We start from the raw sequence: 21,732 nt of genomic DNA, 5'->3' as shown, positions 1-21,732 counted from the left end.
TAAATATAAAAAAAATCCCAAAACTCTCGCTTTGGGATTCAAACATTCCGAAATATAATTTCGTGTATTTTTTATTATTTAACGTCCATTAATTCAACGTCAAAAATCAAAGTTGCGTTTGGTGGAATAACTCCTCCTGCACCTGCAGATCCATAAGCTAAATCAGATGGAATTACAAAACGAGCTTTGTCGCCCACTTGTAATAATGCAATACCTTCATCCCAACCTTCGATAACCTGACCTTGACCTAATCTAAATTCGATTGGTTTTTTACGTGGGTAAGAAGAATCAAAAACTTTTCCGTTTTCCAAAGAACCTTCGTAATGTACAGCAACTGTTTTACCAGATTCAGCTTTTTTACCATCTCCTTTTTGAATCATTTTATAACGCAAACCGCTATCAGTTTTATCAAAACCTGCAGCTAATTGCTCCATTTTTGCTTCAGTTTCAGCTTTTAAAGCAGCATCACGTTTTAAACGAGCCCCTTTTAAACCAATAAAAGCTTCAATAGCATTCCATTTCTCAGCTTCTTCTCCAACTCTAATAATCTCTAAAGTTTCAAGAGTATCTCCTTGAGCTACAGCATCAACAATATCCTGACCTTCGATTACGTGACCAAAAACTGTATGTTTTCCATCTAACCAAGAAGTAGGAACGTGTGTGATATAAAATTGAGAACCATTAGTTCCAGGTCCAGAATTTGCCATTGCCAAAACTCCCGGACGATCGTGTTTTAAACTTGGGTGAAATTCATCATCAAATTTATATCCCGGATCTCCAGTACCAGTTCCTTTAGGACAACCACCCTGAATCATAAAATCTGGAATAACTCTATGGAATGTTAATCCATCATAAAATTTATTCCCTTGAGGTTTTACTTTATTCTCCATATTTCCTTCTGCAAGAGCTACAAAATTCCCTACGGTTCCTGGTGTTAAATCATGTGCTAGCTTTACTAAAATCGAACCTTTACTAGTATTGAATTTAGCGTATATTCCGTTTTCCATTGTATTTGTTTTTTATTGAAGTGCAAATTTACGAATTAATTTGATATTCGTTTGCCTTTCTATTTTTTTGATTTATATGTTAATCCATAAACTGTTAATGCTAATAATGCCAAAACAGCACATCCGATAGCTACAGCGTGCCATCCTCCTATTTTCCACAAAAATAAGCCGTAAGCCGAACCAGCTGCAGTTCCTAAGAAGCTAAATGACATAAATACGGTGTTTAATCTATTTCGTGCTTCCGGCAATAACGAATATACTCTTGTTTGGTTCGAGATGTGTACCCCCTGAATTCCGACATCAATACATACGATTCCGATTATGATACCGATAATACTACTTCCTGAAAAATAAAAAATAATGAAACTAATCAACATCAATAAACAACCGTAACCTACAGCGATTCTCGAATTCCCTTTATCTCCCAACTTCCCTACCAATGGAGCTGCCAAAGCACCCGAAGCTCCTACGATACCAAAGAGTCCTATTGTAGAACTACTAAAATGGAATGGAGTATCTGATAGTAATAATACCATTGTAGTCCAGAAAGCGCCAAATTGTGCAAAACAAAATGCGTTGATTAATGTTGCTTCTCTTAATAAAGGTTGTGTTTTTATAAGTGTAAAAAGCGATTGTAATAATTGCCCATATGAACCATGAAATACTGGTTTATTGTATGGGAACTGTTTTTGCATAACAAAAAACATAAGTAAACATATACCAGCAGCAATCCAGAACATAGACCGCCAACCCCAAAGGTCACCTATTATTCCGCTTAAAGTTCTTGATAGTAAAATCCCGATAAGCAAACCGCTCATAATCGTTCCTACGACTTTACCACGCTGGCTAGGCTCACTCAACGAAGCTGCCAAAGGCAAAATTAGTTGAGGAACAATGGAGGTGATTCCGATAAGAAGTGATGCAATTTCTAAGACTAAAAAACTTTGAGCAGTTGCTGCAATAACCAAGGCAATTACAGTTGCAAGAGTAGTAATTAAAATTTGTTTCTTGCGTTCAATTTTGTCGCCAAGTGGCACCATAAAAAAAAGCCCAATAGCATAGCCAGCTTGTGTAAGATACGTTATTGTTCCTGCATCGGCTTCTTGAATCTTAAATTCGTTGGCAATTAAAACAATTAAGGGCTGACAATAATAAAGGTTTGCAACTATAAGTCCAGTGCAAACTGCCATAAATAGGACACTAGTTTTGGATAAATTCATTTTGCAAAAATACTATTCTAATTTTTAACAAAACTTAAAAAAAAGCATAAAATTCCCCAAACGCTGCTCCATCACAACGTAATTACCTAAAAATCAAACAGACTAAATCAGTTCATTTTCAATGTATCTGCAACTAATTTTTATTGACTCTGTGCTATTTGGCTTATAGTTTGTTTCCTGTTCTACAAAAAAATGTCTCATGCCCGAAAGTTTTGCTTTTGCAAAAATAAGTTCGAAGTCAATACTCCCCTTTCCTATTTCTGTATTTAAAGCTGTATTCTTTTTATCCATGTCTTTTACATGCCACATATGGAAACGTCCTGGATTTTCTTCAAACAACTGTATTGGATCTTTTTTAGAATAAGCAACCCAATATAAATCCAATTCAAAAAAGACTAAATCTTTATCGGTCTCCTTCAACAGGATTTCATAACCAGTTATATCTGCATATTTCTTAAACTCAAAATCATGATTGTGATACGCCAATTTTAAACCGGCTTCTTTACACATCTTCCCTGCTTTGTTTAGCAATGAAGCTATTTTTCTATAATCGTCTGCGCTATTTCTTAAACTCTCGTCGATCCAAGGAACTGTTATATACTCACTTTCCATGATTTTTGCAGCTTTAATAGCCTCTTCAAGTTCTGTAGTATTTCCGTCAGATAAATAAGTACCTAATCCATAATGCCCACTTATAGCTTTCAGTCCATTTGAATCTAATATTTGCTTCAATTCTTTAGGAGAAAATCCCCAGAACTTATCTCTGATTGAAAATCCATACAATTCTACTTCTGTATATCCCGCAAGCGCAACTTTCTCTAGAATTCCTTTTACATCTTTTGGTAACTCATCTCTAAGCGTATACAACTGCAAGCCTATTGCCTTTTTATTGGCTGTAAAAGCAAATAATGGCATTATTAAAATTGTAGCTGTAGCCATACTACTATTGGCAATAAAATTTCTTCTGGATAACATATCGATAGCTATTATTGATTTAAAGTCTTTATTTTTTCAGAAAATCTTCGCGTATTGGGCTAAAAACATCCGTTAAGAGCCCACTTTCTAAACAAACAACTCCATGTATTGCATGTGGCGGAATATAAAAACTATCTCCTCCTTTTAATGTTTTTGTTTCGTTATCAATAGTTACTTCAAATTTTCCACTTGAAACATACGTGACTTGAGAATGATAATGTTCGTGTAAAACCCCAATACCTCCTTTTTCAAAATGCACATTAACCAACATTATCTTGTCGTCGTATGCCATTATCTTGCGTTTGATTCCTTCACCAACAACTTCCCACTCGATTTCATCATTAAACAGAAATTTTTTACTTGCTCCAAAACTTTGCATGATATTTATATTTTTAGTTCAACTCTCCTACTTGTTTTTCAAAACTTTTAATAAATGCTAGAAGGCTTATCAATGTATTTTCATCAGTAATATTTCCATCTGAATCTAATTTTCCCCGAATCCCCTGGATTAAAAGTTGGGTTTCATTATCAAACTCGGCTTCGATAGTTCTCATAATCAAGCTTAATTGTTCCTGTCCCTTCTCTCCAGATGCAGAAGCTGTTATTAACCCTACTTTTTTATTTGAGAAAACAGTTGTCGAAACACACCATTCTAATACATTCTTTAAACTACCTGGTAAACTAAAAACATATTCCGGCGTACAAATCAATACTCCAGCTGCAGCAGCGATTTTATTTCTAAAAACAGTTACAATCTCTGGAGGATTCTCATTATCCAAATCAGGATTAAAATAGGGAATGCTCTCTAAATCTTCAAATATCTCAACTTCGAATTGGTCATTTATATGCTCCGAAATAAATTTCAGAATTTTAAAATTACTTGAATTCCTTCTCGTACTTCCGGATATAGCAAAGATTTTTTTCTTTTTATCATCCATCTTTTAATTCTTTAATCTAATGACAAAGCAAATTCTACTGCAGCATTCGAATGAATCTTTGTTGTATCAAAAACCGGAACTGAGACATCATCCTGACTTATGATCATTGGAATTTCGGTACAACCAAGAATAATCCCTTCGGCACCATTTTCTATTAATTTATTGATGACCATTATATAAGCTCTTTTGGTTTGCTCACTGATTATCCCTCTTCCCAGTTCTTCTTTTAATGTTTTCTGGATATAATCACGTTCATCCTGAAGAAAAGGAACTATTGTCTCGATATTATATTCGGCAAGTTTGTCTTTATAAAAATCCATTTCCATAGTGAATTTTGTCCCCAACAAACCAACTTTCTTTAATCCTTGCTTATTTATTTCTTTTGCAGTCGCAGTTGCAATATGAATGATAGGCAACGAAATTTCTTTTTCGACTCTTTCTACAACTGCATGTGCTGTATTAGCACATAAAACAATTGCTTCGGCACCGCTTTTCTCAAGGCTCTTGCAAGCATTTGTAATCAATTCGAATGTTGCATCCCAATTATTCTCTGTATTATTCCTTTGAAAGTCATCAAAATTTAAGGAGTAAATAATACACTCTGCAAAATTAAGCCCACCTAACTTTTCATTTATTCCTTCGTTTATAAAACGATAATAATCTATTGTCGAAACCCAACTAATCCCACCAACAAGCCCAATTTTTTTCATAACTGTATTTTAATTTAACTAAATTCGGCTTATCGCCAAAGCAAAACGGTTTCAAACGATTATAAAATAAGCCTAAGACCCAAATCGTTTGAAACCGCTATTGTAAAAGTATTTTTTTTATTCTTTTAAAGCTAAATTATCTCTGGTATTTTTTTGAACAGTAATTGCTCCAAATATCCCTAATAAAAATGCAAAAGCATAAAATCCTTTTTCACTAGGCAAAATCGTAGCATTCCAAAGTCCAATCGTTAATAAAGCAATTGACAGAATTGTTCCAAACCAGCAAATTCCATAATAAATATCGGTTACAGGGAAGCCTTCTAATCTATCACGTACACTTTTTTGTAATGAGATTACTGCAAACAATCCGAACATTAAAACCGTAAAGTAATATCCTTTTTCATTTAATAACATTTCTGCTCTTGCAAGTCCAACTAAGTAACCAATAATCCCAGCTCCCAGAGCAATCCATGATGCGGCAATAAATGCATTCGACGTTTTTTGTACCATTTTTTAATTTAATTTTAGTTTAGTTAATTTATTTACTCTTTAGAAAAATTGATATCTGTAATTACTAATTGACCATCAATAATCATTTTTATTCCATAACAAATGGTTGCAAGCGCACAGCCAATACTAACAATTGCATTTGCAAAATTTACTGTTGTAATCTTCTCAATTATTATGTACATCCCTATAATAGCAATTAATATAGTCCATGTCCCTATATAAAAATCGAATTTTCTTTTAAACAACTTCCCTAAAGGAAAAAAGTGTAATCCAACAATTAGTGCAAAAACTGGAATAAATAGTTCATTGTGATTTATATTAACCAAAATATTCTTTGCGAGAAAAATTGCTAATGCCTCCAACCCAAATATTGTTAAAAATCTTTTATCTCTTATCTTTTCTTCTTTTGTTATAACCGAATCATTACCATCCTTTAACTCTTTATAAGATTTTATGAATCTAAAATAAAAGAATAAAAAACCTAGAATTATAATTCCAAATACAACCCCTACAATTCTATTATCTTTATTAGCTAAATAATATTCGGCAATTAAAGTCCATATTATAGTATTTATAATCATCAGGAATAACCCTCCTATTACTTTCTCCAGATCTCCTTTTGTTGCTAATCCCATTTTATTTATTTGTTATATTTTGAAAAGATTGCAGAATCTATCGGCGTCCAGAAACAACATCTTTGTCCGCTTGCTTTTAATGCATTATTTGCCCATGTATTGCAGGTATGAATCAAACTATAACTTCCAGTTGCTTCATAAAAAGCATCTCTTTTTCCGTAATTCTGATCTGTTTTAACGGGAATAAATTGTCCTTTTTCATCTTTCTTAAAACTATTTTTTATATAATCCGTCAAGCGAACATATTGCTCCTTACTAATTATAATCTTTTTACAATTTTCGTTTTCTTTAATATTCGAAAAATAAGTTGCGTGTATCGCTGTAGTACTTAATCCTGATGCTGCTTTAAGAGCTGTCGAGGCTCTAAGATCGGACCAGTTTGGCGTTTCTAGATAAAATCCTTTATCTCCCCAACCCATCGCCAGATATTGATAGGTTGTATCTTTAGAAATCGTGTTTTCATACTTTATCTCTTTGCTCCAGTCCATTAATTCGTTACGCGTTGGAACCACAATATCGGTATGAACGCCGTTTGTCATAATATAAATAGTAATTTCTTCTTTGGAATTTGGTTCTTTCTCGACAGTTATTCTTGAAACAGAATAAGCAAGAATAACATACAGCAAAATAAATGCAATGAATACAATGAGTATTCTACCAATAATTTTAAGCGTTTTTTTCAATGTGGTTTATGTGGTTAGTTAATCTTCTAATCTTTTGCTAAAATAGTAGTATTTTATTTAATAAAACAAAAATATTTTTAAATAATAAATCCTTCTAAAATTCACTCATTAATTCTGAATATTTAGCAAAAAGAAGACCAAAAACTTATCTTTTTTGAAGATTTTTTAATGCCGCTTTGGTTGCATTAAGTCGGATTGCTATAAAATCATCTTGATTGGTATCTTTAGTTGGTTCTATATTTGTTGCAAAAAAGTAAACGCCATTCTTATTTTCTAGATAACCTACAAACCAACCGTTCTTGATTTCGTCAGTAACAGATAAACCAGTTTTTCCTCTTAAAACATAATCATTCGTTTTTTCAACTTCCATGATATCTTTCATTATCAATTCGGTTCTTTTAGAAATCGGTAATTCAGACAGATACAATCTTTTTAAGAAATCAATCTGTTGGAATTGAGAGATTCTAGATTTCCCTTCTAACCAAAAATTATCAATCGTCAGGGTATCAAAAACCATTGTATTGTAATCTAGTTTTTTTAGATAGGCTCTCATTCTTTTTACACCTACTTTTCTTGCGATTTCCTGGTAACAAGGAACACACGAAACTTTAAACGCTTGCTTGAGTGTTAAATCTTGTTCCCAAGCTTTCATCCATCGTTTTTCTCCATTCCATTTAAAAACTGTCGAATCACTTTTTACTACTCCTGTTTCTAGTGCAATAATCGAATTCGGAATTTTGAATGTCGATGCTGGAATATTTCCTCTTTTTGCCCAAGCAAAATCATTAGAATAATAGGTCTTTTTATTGCTATCGTAAACTAATATCGAACCTTTTACTTTTAAACTATCGAGGATTTTACCAAATTCGGCAATAACAACTTCTTTGTCTTTTCCTGTTTCTTTTTTAGTTTCGGGCTTGCTTTCTTTGTTTTTAGATTGACAACTTGCGTTTAGGTTTATCAATAAAAAAAGAGATAGGATTAGTGCTGGAGTTTTCATTTTTATTTATTTTTTATTAGCTTATTTTTTATTGAATCTTTTCAAGATCTTTCTTCATTAATTGAGTTGCATCATTGAGTTTAACTTTCTCAAAATATTTTTCTAATTCGATTAATCTTTTCTTATTATCATACTTTATACTCGAATTTAATTTTCTCTGACAAGCTGAACATAATCTAATGGTGCTGTTGTCTGTTTCTACCAGACTAATTGTCCCATTCATTACACAATCAGCTTCTATACAATGATACAATCCAAACATATGTCCTATTTCGTGGGAACATGTTTTTAATAATCGAGATAAACATAAATCAAAATTAGTTGGCGTTAGTACCTCATCTTGCAATCTATAAATGGAACTTACTCCTATTTTATCTCTATAAGATGCTAACCCAAAAACATATAATTCCATTCGGGTTTAGGGAACAAATCTACTTCTGTTAATGCCATTAAAGCAATTCTGTTTAATGGTTTTTCTTTTTTAAGCACACTGTCTAAGATATAACCTGCTAAGAACTGTTCATTATCTTCATGTCCAATTCGTCTGGCTGAACTAGGAATTATATCATTAGAGAGTTTCTCTAATGTTTTGGTTTTTAATTGAAAGAAAATCTCTAGATATTGTCTAACTAATTCAATTTGTTTCTTTTGTAAAGTATTAAAATCCCCAATAGGTCTTATATAAATAATATTAGAATTATTTGTCAATTCAGAATATTCAGCAAAAAGAAGATCAAAACTTATCTTTTTTGAAGATTTTTCAATGCTCCTTTAGATTAATTAGTAGAGATACTCTTGCTAGCATTCAAAACTTTTAATGTTTTTTCAAAAGATGTCTAATCCTTTCTATTTTTGAATATTTTTGAAAATAACCAAAAACTTGTGTAAATAAGAACAGAAAGAAAATTAATACCGCAATAGAAGGCATAAAATAAAACCCCGATAAAATCAGTACCATGTAAAATAAAAGAACTGCAATCATTCTATATGTATTCATCATAATTGAAGTAGGCAGCAATTCTCTTAATAAATTATCAGCATCGATTAAAGCTGTATCAATTTTTTTTTGGATTTTACCCATTCTAATCCTCTGATAATCCTCGTTTTTGCTTTCCATTCTTAAATTAAAAAGCTCATCTTCTTTTGATTAAAAATATTTAAAATTCGGATTAAATGATCCATACTTAAGGTCAAACTGTTTAATCTAAATCTTAAAACTAATACAAGAAGAAAAAATACACTACTTAAAAGACATAATAGCATAATAAGAATATATAAATCGTTTCTAAAAAAATGATTCCCAATTTGGGTAACCCAACTTGTAATTTCATTTTGAAAGCATTTTTCATAATAAATTTTAAAATGTCTTAAAAATTCACTGAATACTTCTGGTTCTTTACCTAGAAAATTCGCTGATGCTACAGTTAGAAAACCTGAAAAAGCTAATCCTCCTAAAAAAACACTTTCAAGCATCCAAGCTTCAGATCTATAGTTAATATTTTTCATTTCACTTTCCAATTTGGCTATTCTCGTGTCATTTAAATCAACCGGATCTAATTCAATAGCTCCATATCCAACAACTTTATCAGAGACAAATAAATCCGGATAAATATCACTGACATCCTCATATACAGATTCAATAATGTTTTTTGATTTTTTAATTTTTTTTTTCAAGGGTTGGTGTAGCACTTATTATACCTATTGACTCCCTATATCGTATTGTAAAAATTAGAGGCAAAATACAAAATCCAGCAGAAATTAGAGAAAATAAAAATATAACAATATACATATACCAAACATGTGATTCAAAATCATTATAGAAAAACCAAAAAGAAAATATGAAACCAAAAAGAGCTTGATAAATAAATAACCCATATGGAATTTCTTCATTAATTGTAATTTTAGGATTTTCATCTTTATATTTTACATTAATAAAGGCTGAGTATTTTCCTTCTAGTTTATTCTTATAGTAATTATATAGTAGCCCAACAATAAACAAAAGAGAATATTGAAAAACTAAAAAATGAATTTTTTGAAAATAATCTTGTAAATAAGCAATTAACAATAAGAACCTCAATATTTGATCCAAAATAAAAAACCAAGCTGAATATTTAAATTTCAATTTAATCTGGAGGCTTTCGGACAACAAGTTACTATCAACCATAATCTTACAAATATTTCATGTTATATTATGTTTTTCATCCTATCTAGATTTTCATAATAAAGCGAATATATAAAATATAATTTATGAAAACTTTTTTTACAAAAAAATAAAAAAATACAATACAAACAATTCTAGCCCTGATGGAAACGGCATCCTTTTTCTGGCTCTTTTTGCCAGAAAAAGATATAGTGAACAGCAGGAAATAGCTCCTTATTATAATTGTGAATTATTAATGGTTAGTTGTTAATTTAAAAAGTTTAATCGTTGATTTGGTTAATCGTTTAATTGTGACATATAATTGTGACATACTAATTAAACAATTTGTTTAATTCTTTAAATCTCTTCTCTTGTTTCTCTAAATCTTGATTCTATATTCTTTAATCTTTAAATTTCTAAAATATTTACTTTGTATCTTTGCAGCCTAGAACCTTTTGAAAAGAAAAAATGCGCATAGATATTATTACTGTTTTACCTGAGTTATTGCGAAGCCCGTTTGAAGCTTCGATTATGAAACGTGCTATTGACAAGGGAATTGTCGAGGTTCATTTTCATAATTTACGCGATTATACAACCAATAAACAGAAGAGTGTTGATGATTATCCTTTTGGTGGTGGTGCCGGAATGGTTATGACGGTTCAACCAATTGACGCTTGCATCACGCATTTAAAAAGCGAAAGAGCGTACGACGAGATTATTTATATGTCGCCTGACGGGGAAACACTAAACCAGAAGATGGCTAATACGATGTCGATGCTTGAAAACATTATTATTTTATGTGGTCATTATAAAGGTGTTGATCAGCGTGTGCGCGATCATTTTATTACTAAAGAAATTTCGATTGGCGATTATGTTTTATCTGGTGGCGAATTGGGTGCTTTGGTTTTATCTGACGCTTTGATTCGTTTGATTCCTGGTGTTTTAAGCGACGAAACTTCGGCTTTGACTGATAGTTTTCAGGATAATTTATTGTCGGGTCCTATATATACTCGCCCTGCTGATTATAAGGGATGGAAAGTTCCTGATGTTTTAACTAGCGGTCATTTTGCTAAAATTGATAAATGGAGGGAAGATATGGCGTATGAACATACTAAAAATAGACGCCCTGATTTACTGGAGGAGAAATAAGTTTTTAGTATTCAGTGGCAGTACTCAGTTACAGTTTACAAACTGGCGTATTAAAAATTGAGAGTAAATACTATAATCTAATTACTGCTTTCTGAAAACTAAAAAATGAATGATTTTAATCTAAAACGTATTTATAACACTCGAAATTATATTGAGACACATTACAATCAAATCATCTCAATAGATTCTCTTGAAAATATTTCTTGTTACTCATACAGAAATTTACAACGTATTTTTTATTCTTTATTTAATGAAACAATTGGTGCTTATCAAACCCGATTGAAAATAGAAAATGGTTATAAAAAACTTTTGTATTCGAATGCGCCAATTTCTGACATTGCTCTTGAAGTCGGGTTTGCTGATGTGCAGTCTTTTTCGAAAACTTTCAAAAAACATTTCAATTGTTCTCCTTCATTGGCACGAAATCAAAAAGAACTTTTATTGAATGATCTTCATCCTCAACAAGCTATTTTTTGTATTTTAAAACCAGAAATATTTTTTATTCCCGAAATAACCGTTTATTACCTGAGTTGTAAAACTTCTTACATCAACCCTGAAATAGAAAATCTTTGGGATACCATATTGAAAAATGATTTCCCCAGAACCAATACTGATTTCTTTGGCGTTATAACTGATGATATTTTGATTACCGAAAAATCTAAATGTACTTATGAGGCTTGCATTGCTACTAGTGTCACAATTAAAAACCTTCCACTAAAGACAATTTTTGGAGGTAAGTATGCAAGTTTTTTTCATGAAGGAAGTTATGAAACCATAGAGGATACTTACCAACAAATCTTTGGAGGATGGTTTCTTAGTAATGATTTTGAATTCTCACATTCACCTGTGATTGAAAAGTATATAAAAAATGAAGCCAACTGTGACAACGAGTCTGATTATCTTACGGCAATTTTTATTCCGCTTATTTAATTTGTCCATTTTGGACAACTGTATGGTTCCTCTTTAGAAATACATTTGCCTTGTCAAGCTACTAGTATTAAATGACGCTAAACAAGTAAATTTATAACAAACTCAAACTAAGATGGAAAAGTTATTTCTAACTACATTGCTATTTCCTTTAATCACTTCTTGCCAAGAAGATACAGTTACAGCAGTGCCAAATGAATCAATAAATACCGAAATTATGTATACTATGCCCGAAGAATCAGCCCCACATGAAGGAACTTGGTTGCAATGGCCTCATCAATATCAATACGGAATTGACTATCGAAATGACTTAGATAAAACCTGGGTCGCTATGACCAAATCATTAACAGGAAGTGAAAAAGTACATATTGTTGCTTATGATACTACTGAAAAAAACAGAATCACAACTTTACTAGAAGCTGATGGTGTTTCTTTCTCTAATATTGATTTTAAAACATATAAAACCGATGATGTTTGGGTAAGAGATAATGGCCCTATTTATGTAAAAGACAAAAACAATCAACTAGTCATTCAGGATTGGGGTTTTAATGGTTGGGGTAAAAAAGCTGCATTCGAAAATTGCAATACTATACCTGCGCAAATTGCAAAAGATCAAAAAATTTCTGTTGTAAATTTAAATTCTATAATGATTAACGAAGGTGGAGCTGTAGAGGTAGATGGCAATGGTACTTTATTAGCTACCAAAAGCGCAATCTTAAATTCGAATCGCAATCCGGCAATGACTCAATTACAAGCCGAAACAAATTTTAAAAAATATTTAGGAATAACCCATTTTATTTGGTTAGAAGGAAAAGCTGGGAGAGAAATTACGGATATGCATATTGATGGTTTTGCTCGTTTTGGTAATTCAAACACAATTGTTACTATGAATGAAAATGATTTGATGTATTGGGAAGTACCACAAACTGACATTAACACATTATACAACTCAAAAGACAAAAACGGTAAAAGCTATACTTTTATAAAACTACCATTATCTAAAAATAATGTAGTAACAACTTATGGCAAAAAACTAGGATACAAAGGTTCTTATGTAAACTATTATATTGGAAACACGGTTGTTTTGGTTCCTAATTATAACGACCCAAATGATGTTATTGCTAATCAATTGATTCAAAATTTATATCCTTCCAGAAAAGTAATTGGTATTGATGTTCGTAATTTATATGCAAATGGAGGAATGATTCATTGTGTTACGCAACAACAACCAAATTAAAAAGAATTTAAAAGTTCGCAGTAATCTGTTTGAAAATTGTATGTATTAAAAATTGAGAGTAAATACTATAAACATAAATCAAGACTGATTACTGCAACTGGACACTAATTATTGAGGCTGAACACTGTAACTGTAAACTGAGTCTAAAAACTTTAAACAAGAAAAACTTTAAACATTAAACATTTTTTCTATCTTTGCAGCCAAATTAGACCAACCTCTGGCGAAATCCGTGTATGTTGCTCTATTACAAAACCATAATTAAAGATATCATGGCAGATTTAATGAAATTCGTTAAAGACGAATTTGTTGCAAAAAAAGATTTCCCAGTTTTCGCAGCTGGAGACACTATCACTGTTTACTACGAAATTAGAGAGGGTGAAAAAACAAGAACTCAGTTTTTTAAAGGAGTTGTTATTCAAAGAAGAGGTTCTGGTAACACAGAAACTTTTACTATTCGTAAAATGTCTGGTGCTGTTGGTGTTGAGCGTATCTTCCCAGTTAACTTACCAGCTTTACAAAAAGTTGAAATCAACAAAAAAGGTGCTGTACGTAGAGCTAGAATTTTCTACTTCAGAGAACTTACTGGTAAAAAAGCTAAGATTAGAGACAAAAGAAGATAATTATTTATCTCTTTACCATAAAGATCCCGATTCATTATTTGTGAATCGGGATTTTTTTTGTTCTAAACAAACTAACAAAACAGTAATTCTTTGGCTTGAAAACCACTGATCTGTTAATTATAACTCGTTAAAATAGCAATCTGTTAATTTAAGGAATTCTGATAAAAACGCAACCGTTTTCGGACTGTTTTTCTTATATTTGCTTCGCTCATTTTGAGCCAACCATACCTTTTACATCGTCATTCCGTGGCGATACGATTATATTAAAAAAAAAAAAAAAAATGACACAGAATTCAAAAATTGTTTACACCTTAACTGATGAGGCGCCTTTATTAGCGACTTATTCTTTCTTGCCTATTGTACAAGAATTTACTGCTACAGCGGGTATTGCTATTGAAACTAGAGACATTTCGTTGGTGTCTCGAATTTTATCTAATTTTCCGGAGTACTTGACCGATTCTCAAAAAACAGGGGACGCCTTGGCTGAGCTAGGACAACTTGCTACTAAACCGGAGGCAAACATTATTAAGTTGCCAAACATCTCAGCTTCGGTTCCGCAATTAAAAGCTGCTATTGCCGAATTGCAATCTCACGGGTATAAAATTCCAAATTTCCCTGAAGACCCTCAAAACGATACTGAAAAAGAAATTAAAGCTAAATACGCTAAAGTATTAGGTTCTGCAGTAAACCCTGTTTTACGTGAAGGAAACTCTGATCGTAGAGCGCCAAGAGCTGTGAAGAATTTTGCAAAAGCAAATCCTCACTCTATGGGAGCTTGGTCACCAAACTCAAAAACTCACGTTGCATCTATGCCAAACGGTGATTTTTACGGAAGTGAAAAATCGCTTACTGTTCCTAATGCTACCGATGTAAAAATTGAATTTGTTGCAAAAGACGGAACTACTACTGTTTTAAAAGAAAGTACTCCACTAAAAGCAGGAGAAATAATTGACAGTGCTGTTTTAAACGTAAATGCTTTAAAAAGTTTTGTTGCTACAACTATCGAAGAAGCTAGAAAAGAAAACCTATTACTTTCGGTTCACCTGAAAGCTACTATGATGAAGGTTTCTGATCCAATTATCTTTGGTGCAATTGTAGAAGTTTACTTTAAAGATGTATTCGAAAAATACGCTACTTTATTTAGCCAATTAAATATTGATACAAGAAATGGATTGGGTGATGTTTATGCAAAAATTGCAGGGACTCCTCAACAAGCCGAAGTTGAAGCTGCTTTAGACGCAGCTATTGCTAACGGTCCTGCTCTAGCAATGGTAAACTCTGATAAAGGGATTACTAACTTACACGTCCCATCGGATGTAATTGTAGATGCTTCTATGCCTGCTATGATACGTACTTCTGGACAGATGTATAACAAAGAAGGAAAACAACAAGATACTGTTGCTATTATCCCAGACCGTTCTTATGCTGGTGTTTATACTGCAACTATCGATTTTTGTAAAAAACACGGTGCTTTCGACCCAACTACAATGGGAAGTGTACCAAACGTAGGTTTGATGGCTCAAAAAGCAGAAGAGTACGGATCTCATGATAAAACTTTCCAAATGAAAGGTGATGGTGTTGTACGTGTGGTTGATACTAACGGAACTGTTTTAATGGAACAAGCTGTTGAAGATAAAGATATCTTTAGAATGTGTCAGGCAAAAGACGCTCCTATTCAAGACTGGGTAAAACTAGCTGTAAATAGAGCTCGTTTATCTAATACACCTGCTGTTTTCTGGTTAGACGAAAACAGAGCACACGATAGAGAATTAATCGAGAAAGTAAAAACTTACCTTAAAGATTATGACACTACTAGTTTAGATATTCGTATCATGAACCCAATCGATGCTACAAACTTTACTCTTGACAGAATCATTAAAGGATTAGATACTATCTCTGTAACTGGAAACGTATTACGTGACTACCTTACAGATTTGTTCCCAATTCTTGAAGTTGGTACTTCTGCCAAAATGTTGTCTATCGTTCCTTTAATGAATGGTGGTGGATTGTTTGAAACTGGTGCTGGAGGTTCTGCTCCTAAACACGTTGAGCAATTTACTCAAGAAGGTTACTTACGTTGGGATTCATTAGGAGAATTCTTGGCTCTTGGTGCTTCTTTAGAGCATTTAGGACAAACCTTAAACAACTCTAAAGCAATTGTTCTTGCTGAAACTCTTGATGAGGCAAATGACAAGTTCCTTGCAAACGATAAATCTCCTGCACGTAAAATTGGACAAATCGATAACCGTGGTTCTCACTTTTATTTAGCTTTCTATTGGGCTCAGGCTTTGGCTGCTCAAAATAAAGATGCTGAATTAAAAACGATCTTCACTCCTATCGCTGCTGAGTTTGCAGAAAACGAAGATAAAATAAATGCTGAATTAATTGCTGCTCAAGGAAAACCTCAAGATATTGGTGGATATTACCAACCAAATCCAGAATTAACTAGCAAAGCAATGCGTCCAAGTCCAACGTTTAATGCCATCTTGGCCAAAATAGCTAAAATATAAGTTCTCATTATATTTCTCACATTAAAGACAGCCCGAAACGGCTGTCTTTTTTTTTAACGCACATTTAACATTAGTTTTGTAATATTTTCCATCTTCTACCGTCATACTAGGGAATTCAAAATTTAAACAATGATCACAAAAAAAGTTAGCTCGTTTCTTATTGTATTTCTCATTGCTTTTTCTTCGTTCGCACAAGAAAAATTTACCCTAAGCGGTACCATTTCTGACTCTAAAAATAATGAAACCCTAATCGGAGTCAACATTTACATCCCTTCATTAAAAATTGGCACTACAACAAACGAATATGGTTTTTACTCTATTACTGCTCCAAAAGGAGAGTATCAGGTAGAAATAAGTTATGTTGGGTATCAGTCTTTTGAAAACACCATTTCTTTGACAAAAAATGTTAAAAACAATTTCTCCTTAAAAGAAGGTGGCGAAGAACTCCAAGAGGTAGTTATTACCGATAATAGAGGAAGAGCAAATACGCGTACTCCCGAGATGAGTGTAAATAAACTTTCTATCTCGGCAATAAAGAAAATGCCTGTTGTTATGGGGGAAGTCGATGTATTAAAATCTATTTTATTATTGCCTGGTGTTACTAATGCTGGCGAAGGCGCTTCCGGCTTTAACGTACGCGGTGGTGGTGCAGATCAGAATTTAATTCTTCTTGATGAAGCTACTATTTTTAATTCTTCTCACGTTTTTGGATTTTTCTCTGTATTTAACCCGGATGCGATTAAAGATTTAAAACTATACAAAGGTGGAATCCCTGCCCGTTACGGTGGTAGAGCATCATCTGTTCTTGATATTTATCAAAAAGATGGAAATAGTAAAGATTTCCATATGAATGGTGGAATCGGATTAATTTCAAGCCGTCTTTTACTTGAAGGCCCAATAGTAAAGGATAAAGGTTCATTCTTAATTGGAGGAAGAGCTTCTTACGCACATTTATTCCTTAAATTATCCGAAGATCAAAAAGACAACTCAGCATACTTTTATGATTTGAACGCCAAATTCAGTTATAAATTAAATGACAATAACAGCTTATATTTATCCGGTTATTTTGGACGTGATGTATTTAGCATAAACAAAAGTTTTTCTAATACCTACGGGAACACTACTTTTAACTTACGTTGGAATCACTTATACTCTGATAAATTGTTCTCAAATTTGTCTTTGATATATAGCGATTATTATTATGGACTTGATTTGGATTTAGCAGGACTTAAATGGGATTCTGGTATAAAAAATTACAATATCAAATATGATTTCAAAAATTATATTTCAGATAAATTCAAATTAAATTATGGTTTAAATGGTATTTACTACCAATTTAACCCTGGAACTATTACCCCAATAGGTGTAAACTCTGGAGTTAATCCAGATCAATTAGATAAAAAATATGCATTTGAACCTGCTGTTTATATTGAAGCCGAAAATCAAATCACTAAGAAACTAACCCTTTCATACGGACTTCGTTTTAGTACGTTTTATCGTTTAGGAGCTTCAACTCTTAACTTATATGAGAATAATAACCCTGTTATTTTTAATTCTGCCCGACAAATTTATGAAAAGGCAACCCCAATAGGAACTCAGTATTATGGCAATAACAAAACAATGTATGACTATAATAATTTAGAGCCACGTTTTTCTATAGGATACCAAATAAACGAAGATCAAGCTGTTAAAGCTAGTTACAACAGAATGGCACAATATTTACAATTAATTTCAAACACCTCATCACCTACTCCTCTTGATGTTTGGATGCCAAGTGACCAGTATATTAAACCACAAATTGCGGATCAGGTTGCGTTGGGTTATTTTAAAAATTTTAAAGATGGAGATTACTCTCTTGAAGTAGAAACCTATTATAAAAAAATACAAAACAGATTAGATTATATCGATGGTGCCGATTTAATAGCAAATGATGCTATTGAGCAAGTAATCTTAAATGGACGTATGCGTTCTTATGGTGTAGAATTAATGCTTAAAAAGAATGCTGGAAAACTAACGGGTTGGGTTTCTTATACTTTATCCAAATCACAACAACAAACTCCAGGAAGAACTCCTGAGGAAACAGGAATCAATAACGGACAATGGTATAACTCAGCTTATGATAAACTTCATAATCTAGCAGTAACAAGTGCTTATTCGCTAAACGAGAAATGGTCTTTTGGAGCTAATTTTGCATTACAATCCGGACAACCTGTAACCTATCCAAATGGACAATACGAATATCTTGGTGTTAAAGTTCCGAGTTATGGCTTACGAAATGAAAACAGATTACCTGCTTACCATCACTTAGACATTTCGGCAACATTAACTCCAAGATCAAACAAAGGCAGAAACTGGAAAGGGGAATGGGTTTTTAGCATTTATAATCTTTATAACAGACAAAATGCTGCGTCCATTAATTTTAGACAAAACACAGATACAGGGGTTAATGAAGCAGTAAAAACTTCAATTTTCGGAATGGTTCCTGCAGTTACCTATAATTTTAAATTTTAAATTAAATCCTTCAAAAAGGAGATAAAAATATTTTATATGAAAAAGATACCCTTATTAATCGTATTCTTCTCAGTATTGTTTTTCACAAGTTGTGAAGAAGTTGTAAATGTTGATCTAGAAACTCAGCCGCCAAAATTAGTTGTCGAAGCCGCCATTAACTGGACGAAAGGAACTACCGGAAATCAACAAGTTATAAAACTAACTACTACAACAGATTATTATAATAATACAATTCCAGTTGTATCTGGAGCTACAATTTTTATTAAAAACAGTACTAACAAAGTATTTAATTTTACAGAAGTACCTCAAACAGGACAGTATGTATGCAATAATTTTGAGCCAGTTATCAACGAAACCTATATTCTAACAGTTATAAGTGGAGGTGCTACATATAATGCAACCGAAATTTTTAAATCAGTCGCACCAATCACCAGAATTGAACAAAAAAATGATGGTGGTTTCACAAAAAAAGACATCGAAATAAAAACATATTTTAATGATCCGGCCGACGAAACTAATTACTATTTATACCACTACGCTTACTCCAATCAGGTAACTACAACCTATTCTGCCGACGAAGACAAATTCACCAACGGAAATGAAATGTTTAGTTCATCAGATAATGAAAATTTAAAGCCGGGTGATGTAGTTGAGGTTAAACAAATAGGAATATCTAAAGATTATTACAATTACATGAAGATTTTAATAAGCATTGCCGGTAGTAATGGTGGTGGTCCATTTCAATCTCCTCCTGCAACAGTAAGAGGTAATGTTATTAACATGACAGATAAGAGCAACTATCCGTTAGGGTATTTTTCACTTAGCGAAATTGACACTCGAAAATATACAATTCAGTAACATTTAATATGGAACCAAGAATTGAAATTCTGACCAAAAAGAAAATCGTTGGAAAACGAATAATAACCTCTTTTACAATTAATAAAACAAAAGAGCTATGGCAAAGTTTTATGCCGAACCGAAATGAAATAAAAAACAATATCGGTTCGAAACTGTATTCTATCGAAGTCTATCCCGAATTTCATTTTGTTCATTTTAATCCAGCAAATGAATTTGAAAAATGGGCAGGTATCGAAGTCGAAGATTTCGATGCGATTCCGCACAACATGGAATCCATCGTAATCCCAAACGGACTTTACGCAGTTTTTATCCATAAAGGATCGGCAAGCAATGGAAACGAAACATATCAATATATTTTCACCGATTGGTTGCCTAAATCTGAATACTCATTAGAAAACAGACCCCATTTTGCAGTAATGGGAGAAAAATACAAACATGAAGATCCGACATCCGAAGAAGAAATTTGGATTCCGATTAAACACAAATATTAAAATTCATAAAAAATGCTCTCGTAATTGAGAGCATTTTTTTTATACTTTAACAATAAATCTACCTAGTCTCAACATATGTAAATGTTTAAGAATTAGAATTAAGCAACCTTTGCAAATAATTAATTCAAAAAATTTAAAATCATGAGACACTTACTTCTTTCCCTATGTTCCCTATTTGCATTTAATGCAAAAGCTCAAACTTTCAAAAATCCAGAATCTCTATTCGATCCAACACCTTATCGCTTTAGTCATACATCCTCAGTTTCCACAACTGGGGAGCTTGTTTACATTTCCGGACAAAGTGGTGGATTAGGAAAAGAACACCTTTTAAGCAATAGCTTTCGAGAGCAAACTCAAGTAGCATTAAAAAATATTGTAACAGTTCTGGACAGTTATAAAATAAAACCAGAAAATGTTATGAAAATTACCATTCTAATAGTAGACCATTCACAAGAAAAACTAAAAATATGGAATGAAGAAATTAATAAAGTATGGAAAAACAAACCATTCCCTGCAAGCACATTAATTCCAGTTCCAAGATTAGCCATCGACGGAATGTTAATAGAAGTTGATGCAGTTGCTTTCAAAGTCAAAAAAATAAAACACTCACCATTAAGGCATTAAACTCCATTAAGAAGCTGTGGTAGAAAAATTAACCGCAAAGATTCATAAAGAACTACGCAAGGTTCGCAAAGTTTTCAAATCTTCATAATCTGTGGCAGAAAAAAACTTAATCCCTTAATGGTAAAAAACTCCCTTAATCCCCTAATAGTAGAAAAACATTTACTTTTTACTTTCGTACATTTGCAGCACATTATAAATCCATACTATAAATGTCCTCACACCATATCGTACGCGACGACCAAGAACCTGCATTAATCATTGCCAATGGCGCTGCCTGTAATCCTGAGTTATTAGGACAATTATTAGAATGGTCTCCTTTGGTAATAGTACTGGATTCAGCTATGGAGCGCGTAGTCGAATTAGGTATAAAAGTGGATGTCCTTCTGGGTGATTTCGATCGTGGATTCGACACCGAAAAATATAAAACATCTCAATATCCTATAGAGATTGTACATACTCCAGATCAGGATAAAACCGATTTGGAAAAAGCTTTTGAGTATTTAATTGAGCGAAAAATCCCCGCTGCAAATGTAGTTTGGGCAACAGGAAAAAGAGCCGATCACACCATTACAAACCTTACCAATATTGTTCGATACCGAAACTTACTCAAGATTGTAATTCTCGACGATCATTCCAAAATATTTATATTACCCAATAAATTTGAAAAATGGTACACCGCCAACACTCCTATCTCGCTAATCCCAGTTGGAGTCGTAAACGGTATTTCTTCAGATAACTTGGTATATCCCTTACAAAACGATACACTTACAATCGGGTATAGAACTGGCATTAGTAATGCCGTTGCCAAAGATGGAATTGTTACAATTACCCATACCGATGGCGATTTACTGTTAATGGAATGCATGGATTAGTTTCTTTTTCAGGAGCTATTTCCCGCTGTACACTATATCTTTTTCTGTCAAAAGGAGCCAGAAAAAGGATGCCGTTTCCATCCTACCGTGTGGACACAAATATTTATATCTTAGT

General features: G+C 32.7%; 25 protein-coding genes. 10 read left to right on the top strand and 15 right to left on the bottom strand.

What is annotated here, in order from left to right; genetic code table 11:
* Positions 1–74 precede the first annotated feature (74 nt).
* From OIU83_RS20645 to OIU83_RS20575, 15 genes are all read right to left on the bottom strand, one after another.
* Positions 75–1,007, bottom strand: coding sequence for a peptidylprolyl isomerase (locus tag OIU83_RS20645; RefSeq protein ID WP_264208162.1), 933 nt, complete (start codon positions 1,005–1,007; stop codon positions 75–77).
* A gap of 59 nt (positions 1,008–1,066) precedes the next feature.
* A complete protein-coding gene (locus OIU83_RS20640) occupies positions 1,067–2,197 on the bottom strand; it encodes an MFS transporter (protein ID WP_264208161.1) in 1,131 nt (376 codons plus the stop codon).
* 132 nt (positions 2,198–2,329) lie between these two features.
* Positions 2,330–3,202, bottom strand: coding sequence for a sugar phosphate isomerase/epimerase family protein (locus tag OIU83_RS20635; RefSeq protein WP_264208160.1), 873 nt, complete (start codon positions 3,200–3,202; stop codon positions 2,330–2,332).
* A 28-nt stretch (positions 3,203–3,230) separates the two neighbouring features.
* Complete coding sequence (locus tag OIU83_RS20630; RefSeq protein WP_264208159.1) at positions 3,231–3,581, bottom strand: cupin domain-containing protein; 351 nt, start codon at positions 3,579–3,581, stop codon at positions 3,231–3,233.
* A gap of 13 nt (positions 3,582–3,594) precedes the next feature.
* On the bottom strand, positions 3,595–4,140 hold the full coding sequence (locus tag OIU83_RS20625; protein ID WP_264208158.1) for an NADPH-dependent FMN reductase: 546 nt from the start codon (positions 4,138–4,140) through the stop codon (positions 3,595–3,597).
* An 11-nt stretch (positions 4,141–4,151) separates the two neighbouring features.
* A complete protein-coding gene (locus OIU83_RS20620) occupies positions 4,152–4,850 on the bottom strand; it encodes an aspartate/glutamate racemase family protein (RefSeq protein ID WP_264208157.1) in 699 nt (232 codons plus the stop codon).
* Positions 4,851–4,967: 117 nt separating this feature from the next.
* Positions 4,968–5,360 (bottom strand): inner membrane protein YiaA, encoded by a 393-nt coding sequence (yiaA, locus tag OIU83_RS20615; RefSeq protein WP_264208156.1) that lies wholly within the window; start codon positions 5,358–5,360, stop codon positions 4,968–4,970.
* A gap of 32 nt (positions 5,361–5,392) precedes the next feature.
* The gene (locus tag OIU83_RS20610) at positions 5,393–5,995 is read right to left on the bottom strand and encodes a hypothetical protein (RefSeq protein ID WP_264208155.1); all 603 of its coding nucleotides are present in this window, start codon (positions 5,993–5,995) and stop codon (positions 5,393–5,395) included.
* A gap of 5 nt (positions 5,996–6,000) precedes the next feature.
* The gene (locus OIU83_RS20605) at positions 6,001–6,678 is read right to left on the bottom strand and encodes a TIGR02117 family protein (RefSeq protein WP_264208154.1); all 678 of its coding nucleotides are present in this window, start codon (positions 6,676–6,678) and stop codon (positions 6,001–6,003) included.
* 145 nt (positions 6,679–6,823) lie between these two features.
* Positions 6,824–7,678: a class D beta-lactamase gene (gene blaOXA, locus OIU83_RS20600; RefSeq protein WP_264208153.1), complete on the bottom strand. Its 855-nt coding sequence runs from the start codon at positions 7,676–7,678 to the stop codon at positions 6,824–6,826.
* 28 nt (positions 7,679–7,706) lie between these two features.
* Positions 7,707–8,090, bottom strand: coding sequence for a hypothetical protein (locus OIU83_RS20595; protein ID WP_264208152.1), 384 nt, complete (start codon positions 8,088–8,090; stop codon positions 7,707–7,709).
* Positions 8,066–8,386, bottom strand: coding sequence for a hypothetical protein (locus OIU83_RS20590; RefSeq protein ID WP_264208151.1), 321 nt, complete (start codon positions 8,384–8,386; stop codon positions 8,066–8,068). The genes OIU83_RS20595 and OIU83_RS20590 overlap by 25 nt, the downstream gene beginning before the upstream one ends.
* Before the next feature lie 106 nt (positions 8,387–8,492).
* Entirely contained in the window at positions 8,493–8,795 is a 303-nt protein-coding gene (locus tag OIU83_RS20585; protein WP_264208150.1) for a hypothetical protein, read from the bottom strand.
* Between the two features lie 2 nt (positions 8,796–8,797).
* Positions 8,798–9,352, bottom strand: coding sequence for a hypothetical protein (locus OIU83_RS20580; RefSeq protein WP_264208149.1), 555 nt, complete (start codon positions 9,350–9,352; stop codon positions 8,798–8,800).
* A complete protein-coding gene (locus OIU83_RS20575) occupies positions 9,336–9,842 on the bottom strand; it encodes a hypothetical protein (RefSeq protein WP_264208148.1) in 507 nt (168 codons plus the stop codon). The genes OIU83_RS20580 and OIU83_RS20575 overlap by 17 nt, the downstream gene beginning before the upstream one ends.
* A gap of 444 nt (positions 9,843–10,286) precedes the next feature.
* On the opposite strand from OIU83_RS20575, the gene trmD reads away from it, so the two are divergent.
* The 10 genes from trmD to OIU83_RS20525 all read left to right on the top strand — a co-directional run bounded on the left by trmD (position 10,287) and on the right by OIU83_RS20525 (position 21,617).
* On the top strand, positions 10,287–10,967 hold the full coding sequence (gene trmD / locus OIU83_RS20570) for a tRNA (guanosine(37)-N1)-methyltransferase TrmD (RefSeq protein WP_264208147.1): 681 nt from the start codon (positions 10,287–10,289) through the stop codon (positions 10,965–10,967).
* Positions 10,968–11,072: 105 nt separating this feature from the next.
* Positions 11,073–11,897, top strand: coding sequence for an AraC family transcriptional regulator (locus OIU83_RS20565; RefSeq protein ID WP_264208146.1), 825 nt, complete (start codon positions 11,073–11,075; stop codon positions 11,895–11,897).
* A 112-nt stretch (positions 11,898–12,009) separates the two neighbouring features.
* Positions 12,010–13,131 carry an agmatine deiminase family protein gene (locus OIU83_RS20560; RefSeq protein ID WP_264208145.1) on the top strand — a complete coding sequence of 374 codons (1,122 nt, stop codon included), beginning with the start codon at positions 12,010–12,012 and terminating at the stop codon, positions 13,129–13,131.
* Positions 13,132–13,400: 269 nt separating this feature from the next.
* Positions 13,401–13,751, top strand: coding sequence for a 50S ribosomal protein L19 (gene rplS / locus OIU83_RS20555; protein ID WP_264208144.1), 351 nt, complete (start codon positions 13,401–13,403; stop codon positions 13,749–13,751).
* 281 nt (positions 13,752–14,032) lie between these two features.
* Positions 14,033–16,261 carry an NADP-dependent isocitrate dehydrogenase gene (locus tag OIU83_RS20550; RefSeq protein WP_264208143.1) on the top strand — a complete coding sequence of 743 codons (2,229 nt, stop codon included), beginning with the start codon at positions 14,033–14,035 and terminating at the stop codon, positions 16,259–16,261.
* 129 nt (positions 16,262–16,390) lie between these two features.
* A complete protein-coding gene (locus tag OIU83_RS20545; RefSeq protein ID WP_264208142.1) occupies positions 16,391–18,772 on the top strand; it encodes a TonB-dependent receptor in 2,382 nt (793 codons plus the stop codon).
* Between the two features lie 36 nt (positions 18,773–18,808).
* Positions 18,809–19,630, top strand: a complete 822-nt coding sequence (locus OIU83_RS20540; RefSeq protein ID WP_264208141.1) for a DUF4249 domain-containing protein — start codon at positions 18,809–18,811, stop codon at positions 19,628–19,630.
* Between the two features lie 8 nt (positions 19,631–19,638).
* On the top strand, positions 19,639–20,121 hold the full coding sequence (locus OIU83_RS20535; protein ID WP_264208140.1) for a GyrI-like domain-containing protein: 483 nt from the start codon (positions 19,639–19,641) through the stop codon (positions 20,119–20,121).
* Between the two features lie 141 nt (positions 20,122–20,262).
* The gene (locus OIU83_RS20530; RefSeq protein ID WP_264208139.1) at positions 20,263–20,745 is read left to right on the top strand and encodes a RidA family protein; all 483 of its coding nucleotides are present in this window, start codon (positions 20,263–20,265) and stop codon (positions 20,743–20,745) included.
* Between the two features lie 209 nt (positions 20,746–20,954).
* Positions 20,955–21,617 carry a thiamine diphosphokinase gene (locus tag OIU83_RS20525; protein ID WP_264208138.1) on the top strand — a complete coding sequence of 221 codons (663 nt, stop codon included), beginning with the start codon at positions 20,955–20,957 and terminating at the stop codon, positions 21,615–21,617.
* Positions 21,618–21,732: the final 115 nt, after the last annotated feature.

This window comes from Flavobacterium shii (genome assembly GCF_025847235.1).
Lineage (GTDB): Bacteria > Bacteroidota > Bacteroidia > Flavobacteriales > Flavobacteriaceae > Flavobacterium > Flavobacterium shii.
Note: the sequence above shows the minus strand (reverse complement) of the source record. Positions and strands in the feature narration are given on the sequence as shown.

Excerpts from the sequence above, each read along its gene's own strand:
- OIU83_RS20565 (WP_264208146.1), top strand. The coding sequence starts at position 11,073 with ATGAATGATTTTAATCTAAAACGTATTTATAACACTCGAAATTATATT.
- yiaA (WP_264208156.1), bottom strand. The coding sequence starts at position 5,360 with ATGGTACAAAAAACGTCGAATGCATTTATTGCCGCATCATGGATTGCT.
- OIU83_RS20575 (WP_264208148.1), bottom strand. The coding sequence starts at position 9,842 with ATGGTTGATAGTAACTTGTTGTCCGAAAGCCTCCAGATTAAATTGAAA.
- OIU83_RS20585 (WP_264208150.1), bottom strand. The coding sequence starts at position 8,795 with ATGGAAAGCAAAAACGAGGATTATCAGAGGATTAGAATGGGTAAAATC.
- rplS (WP_264208144.1), top strand. The coding sequence starts at position 13,401 with ATGGCAGATTTAATGAAATTCGTTAAAGACGAATTTGTTGCAAAAAAA.
- OIU83_RS20640 (WP_264208161.1), bottom strand. The coding sequence starts at position 2,197 with ATGGCAGTTTGCACTGGACTTATAGTTGCAAACCTTTATTATTGTCAG.
- trmD (WP_264208147.1), top strand. The coding sequence starts at position 10,287 with ATGCGCATAGATATTATTACTGTTTTACCTGAGTTATTGCGAAGCCCG.
- OIU83_RS20625 (WP_264208158.1), bottom strand. The coding sequence starts at position 4,140 with ATGGATGATAAAAAGAAAAAAATCTTTGCTATATCCGGAAGTACGAGA.
- OIU83_RS20595 (WP_264208152.1), bottom strand. The coding sequence starts at position 8,090 with ATGGAATTATATGTTTTTGGGTTAGCATCTTATAGAGATAAAATAGGA.
- OIU83_RS20530 (WP_264208139.1), top strand. The coding sequence starts at position 20,263 with ATGAGACACTTACTTCTTTCCCTATGTTCCCTATTTGCATTTAATGCA.
- OIU83_RS20545 (WP_264208142.1), top strand. The coding sequence starts at position 16,391 with ATGATCACAAAAAAAGTTAGCTCGTTTCTTATTGTATTTCTCATTGCT.
- OIU83_RS20540 (WP_264208141.1), top strand. The coding sequence starts at position 18,809 with ATGAAAAAGATACCCTTATTAATCGTATTCTTCTCAGTATTGTTTTTC.
- OIU83_RS20610 (WP_264208155.1), bottom strand. The coding sequence starts at position 5,995 with ATGGGATTAGCAACAAAAGGAGATCTGGAGAAAGTAATAGGAGGGTTA.
- OIU83_RS20630 (WP_264208159.1), bottom strand. The coding sequence starts at position 3,581 with ATGCAAAGTTTTGGAGCAAGTAAAAAATTTCTGTTTAATGATGAAATC.
- OIU83_RS20620 (WP_264208157.1), bottom strand. The coding sequence starts at position 4,850 with ATGAAAAAAATTGGGCTTGTTGGTGGGATTAGTTGGGTTTCGACAATA.
- OIU83_RS20645 (WP_264208162.1), bottom strand. The coding sequence starts at position 1,007 with ATGGAAAACGGAATATACGCTAAATTCAATACTAGTAAAGGTTCGATT.
- OIU83_RS20535 (WP_264208140.1), top strand. The coding sequence starts at position 19,639 with ATGGAACCAAGAATTGAAATTCTGACCAAAAAGAAAATCGTTGGAAAA.
- OIU83_RS20525 (WP_264208138.1), top strand. The coding sequence starts at position 20,955 with ATGTCCTCACACCATATCGTACGCGACGACCAAGAACCTGCATTAATC.
- OIU83_RS20635 (WP_264208160.1), bottom strand. The coding sequence starts at position 3,202 with ATGTTATCCAGAAGAAATTTTATTGCCAATAGTAGTATGGCTACAGCT.
- OIU83_RS20560 (WP_264208145.1), top strand. The coding sequence starts at position 12,010 with ATGGAAAAGTTATTTCTAACTACATTGCTATTTCCTTTAATCACTTCT.
- blaOXA (WP_264208153.1), bottom strand. The coding sequence starts at position 7,678 with ATGAAAACTCCAGCACTAATCCTATCTCTTTTTTTATTGATAAACCTA.
- OIU83_RS20550 (WP_264208143.1), top strand. The coding sequence starts at position 14,033 with ATGACACAGAATTCAAAAATTGTTTACACCTTAACTGATGAGGCGCCT.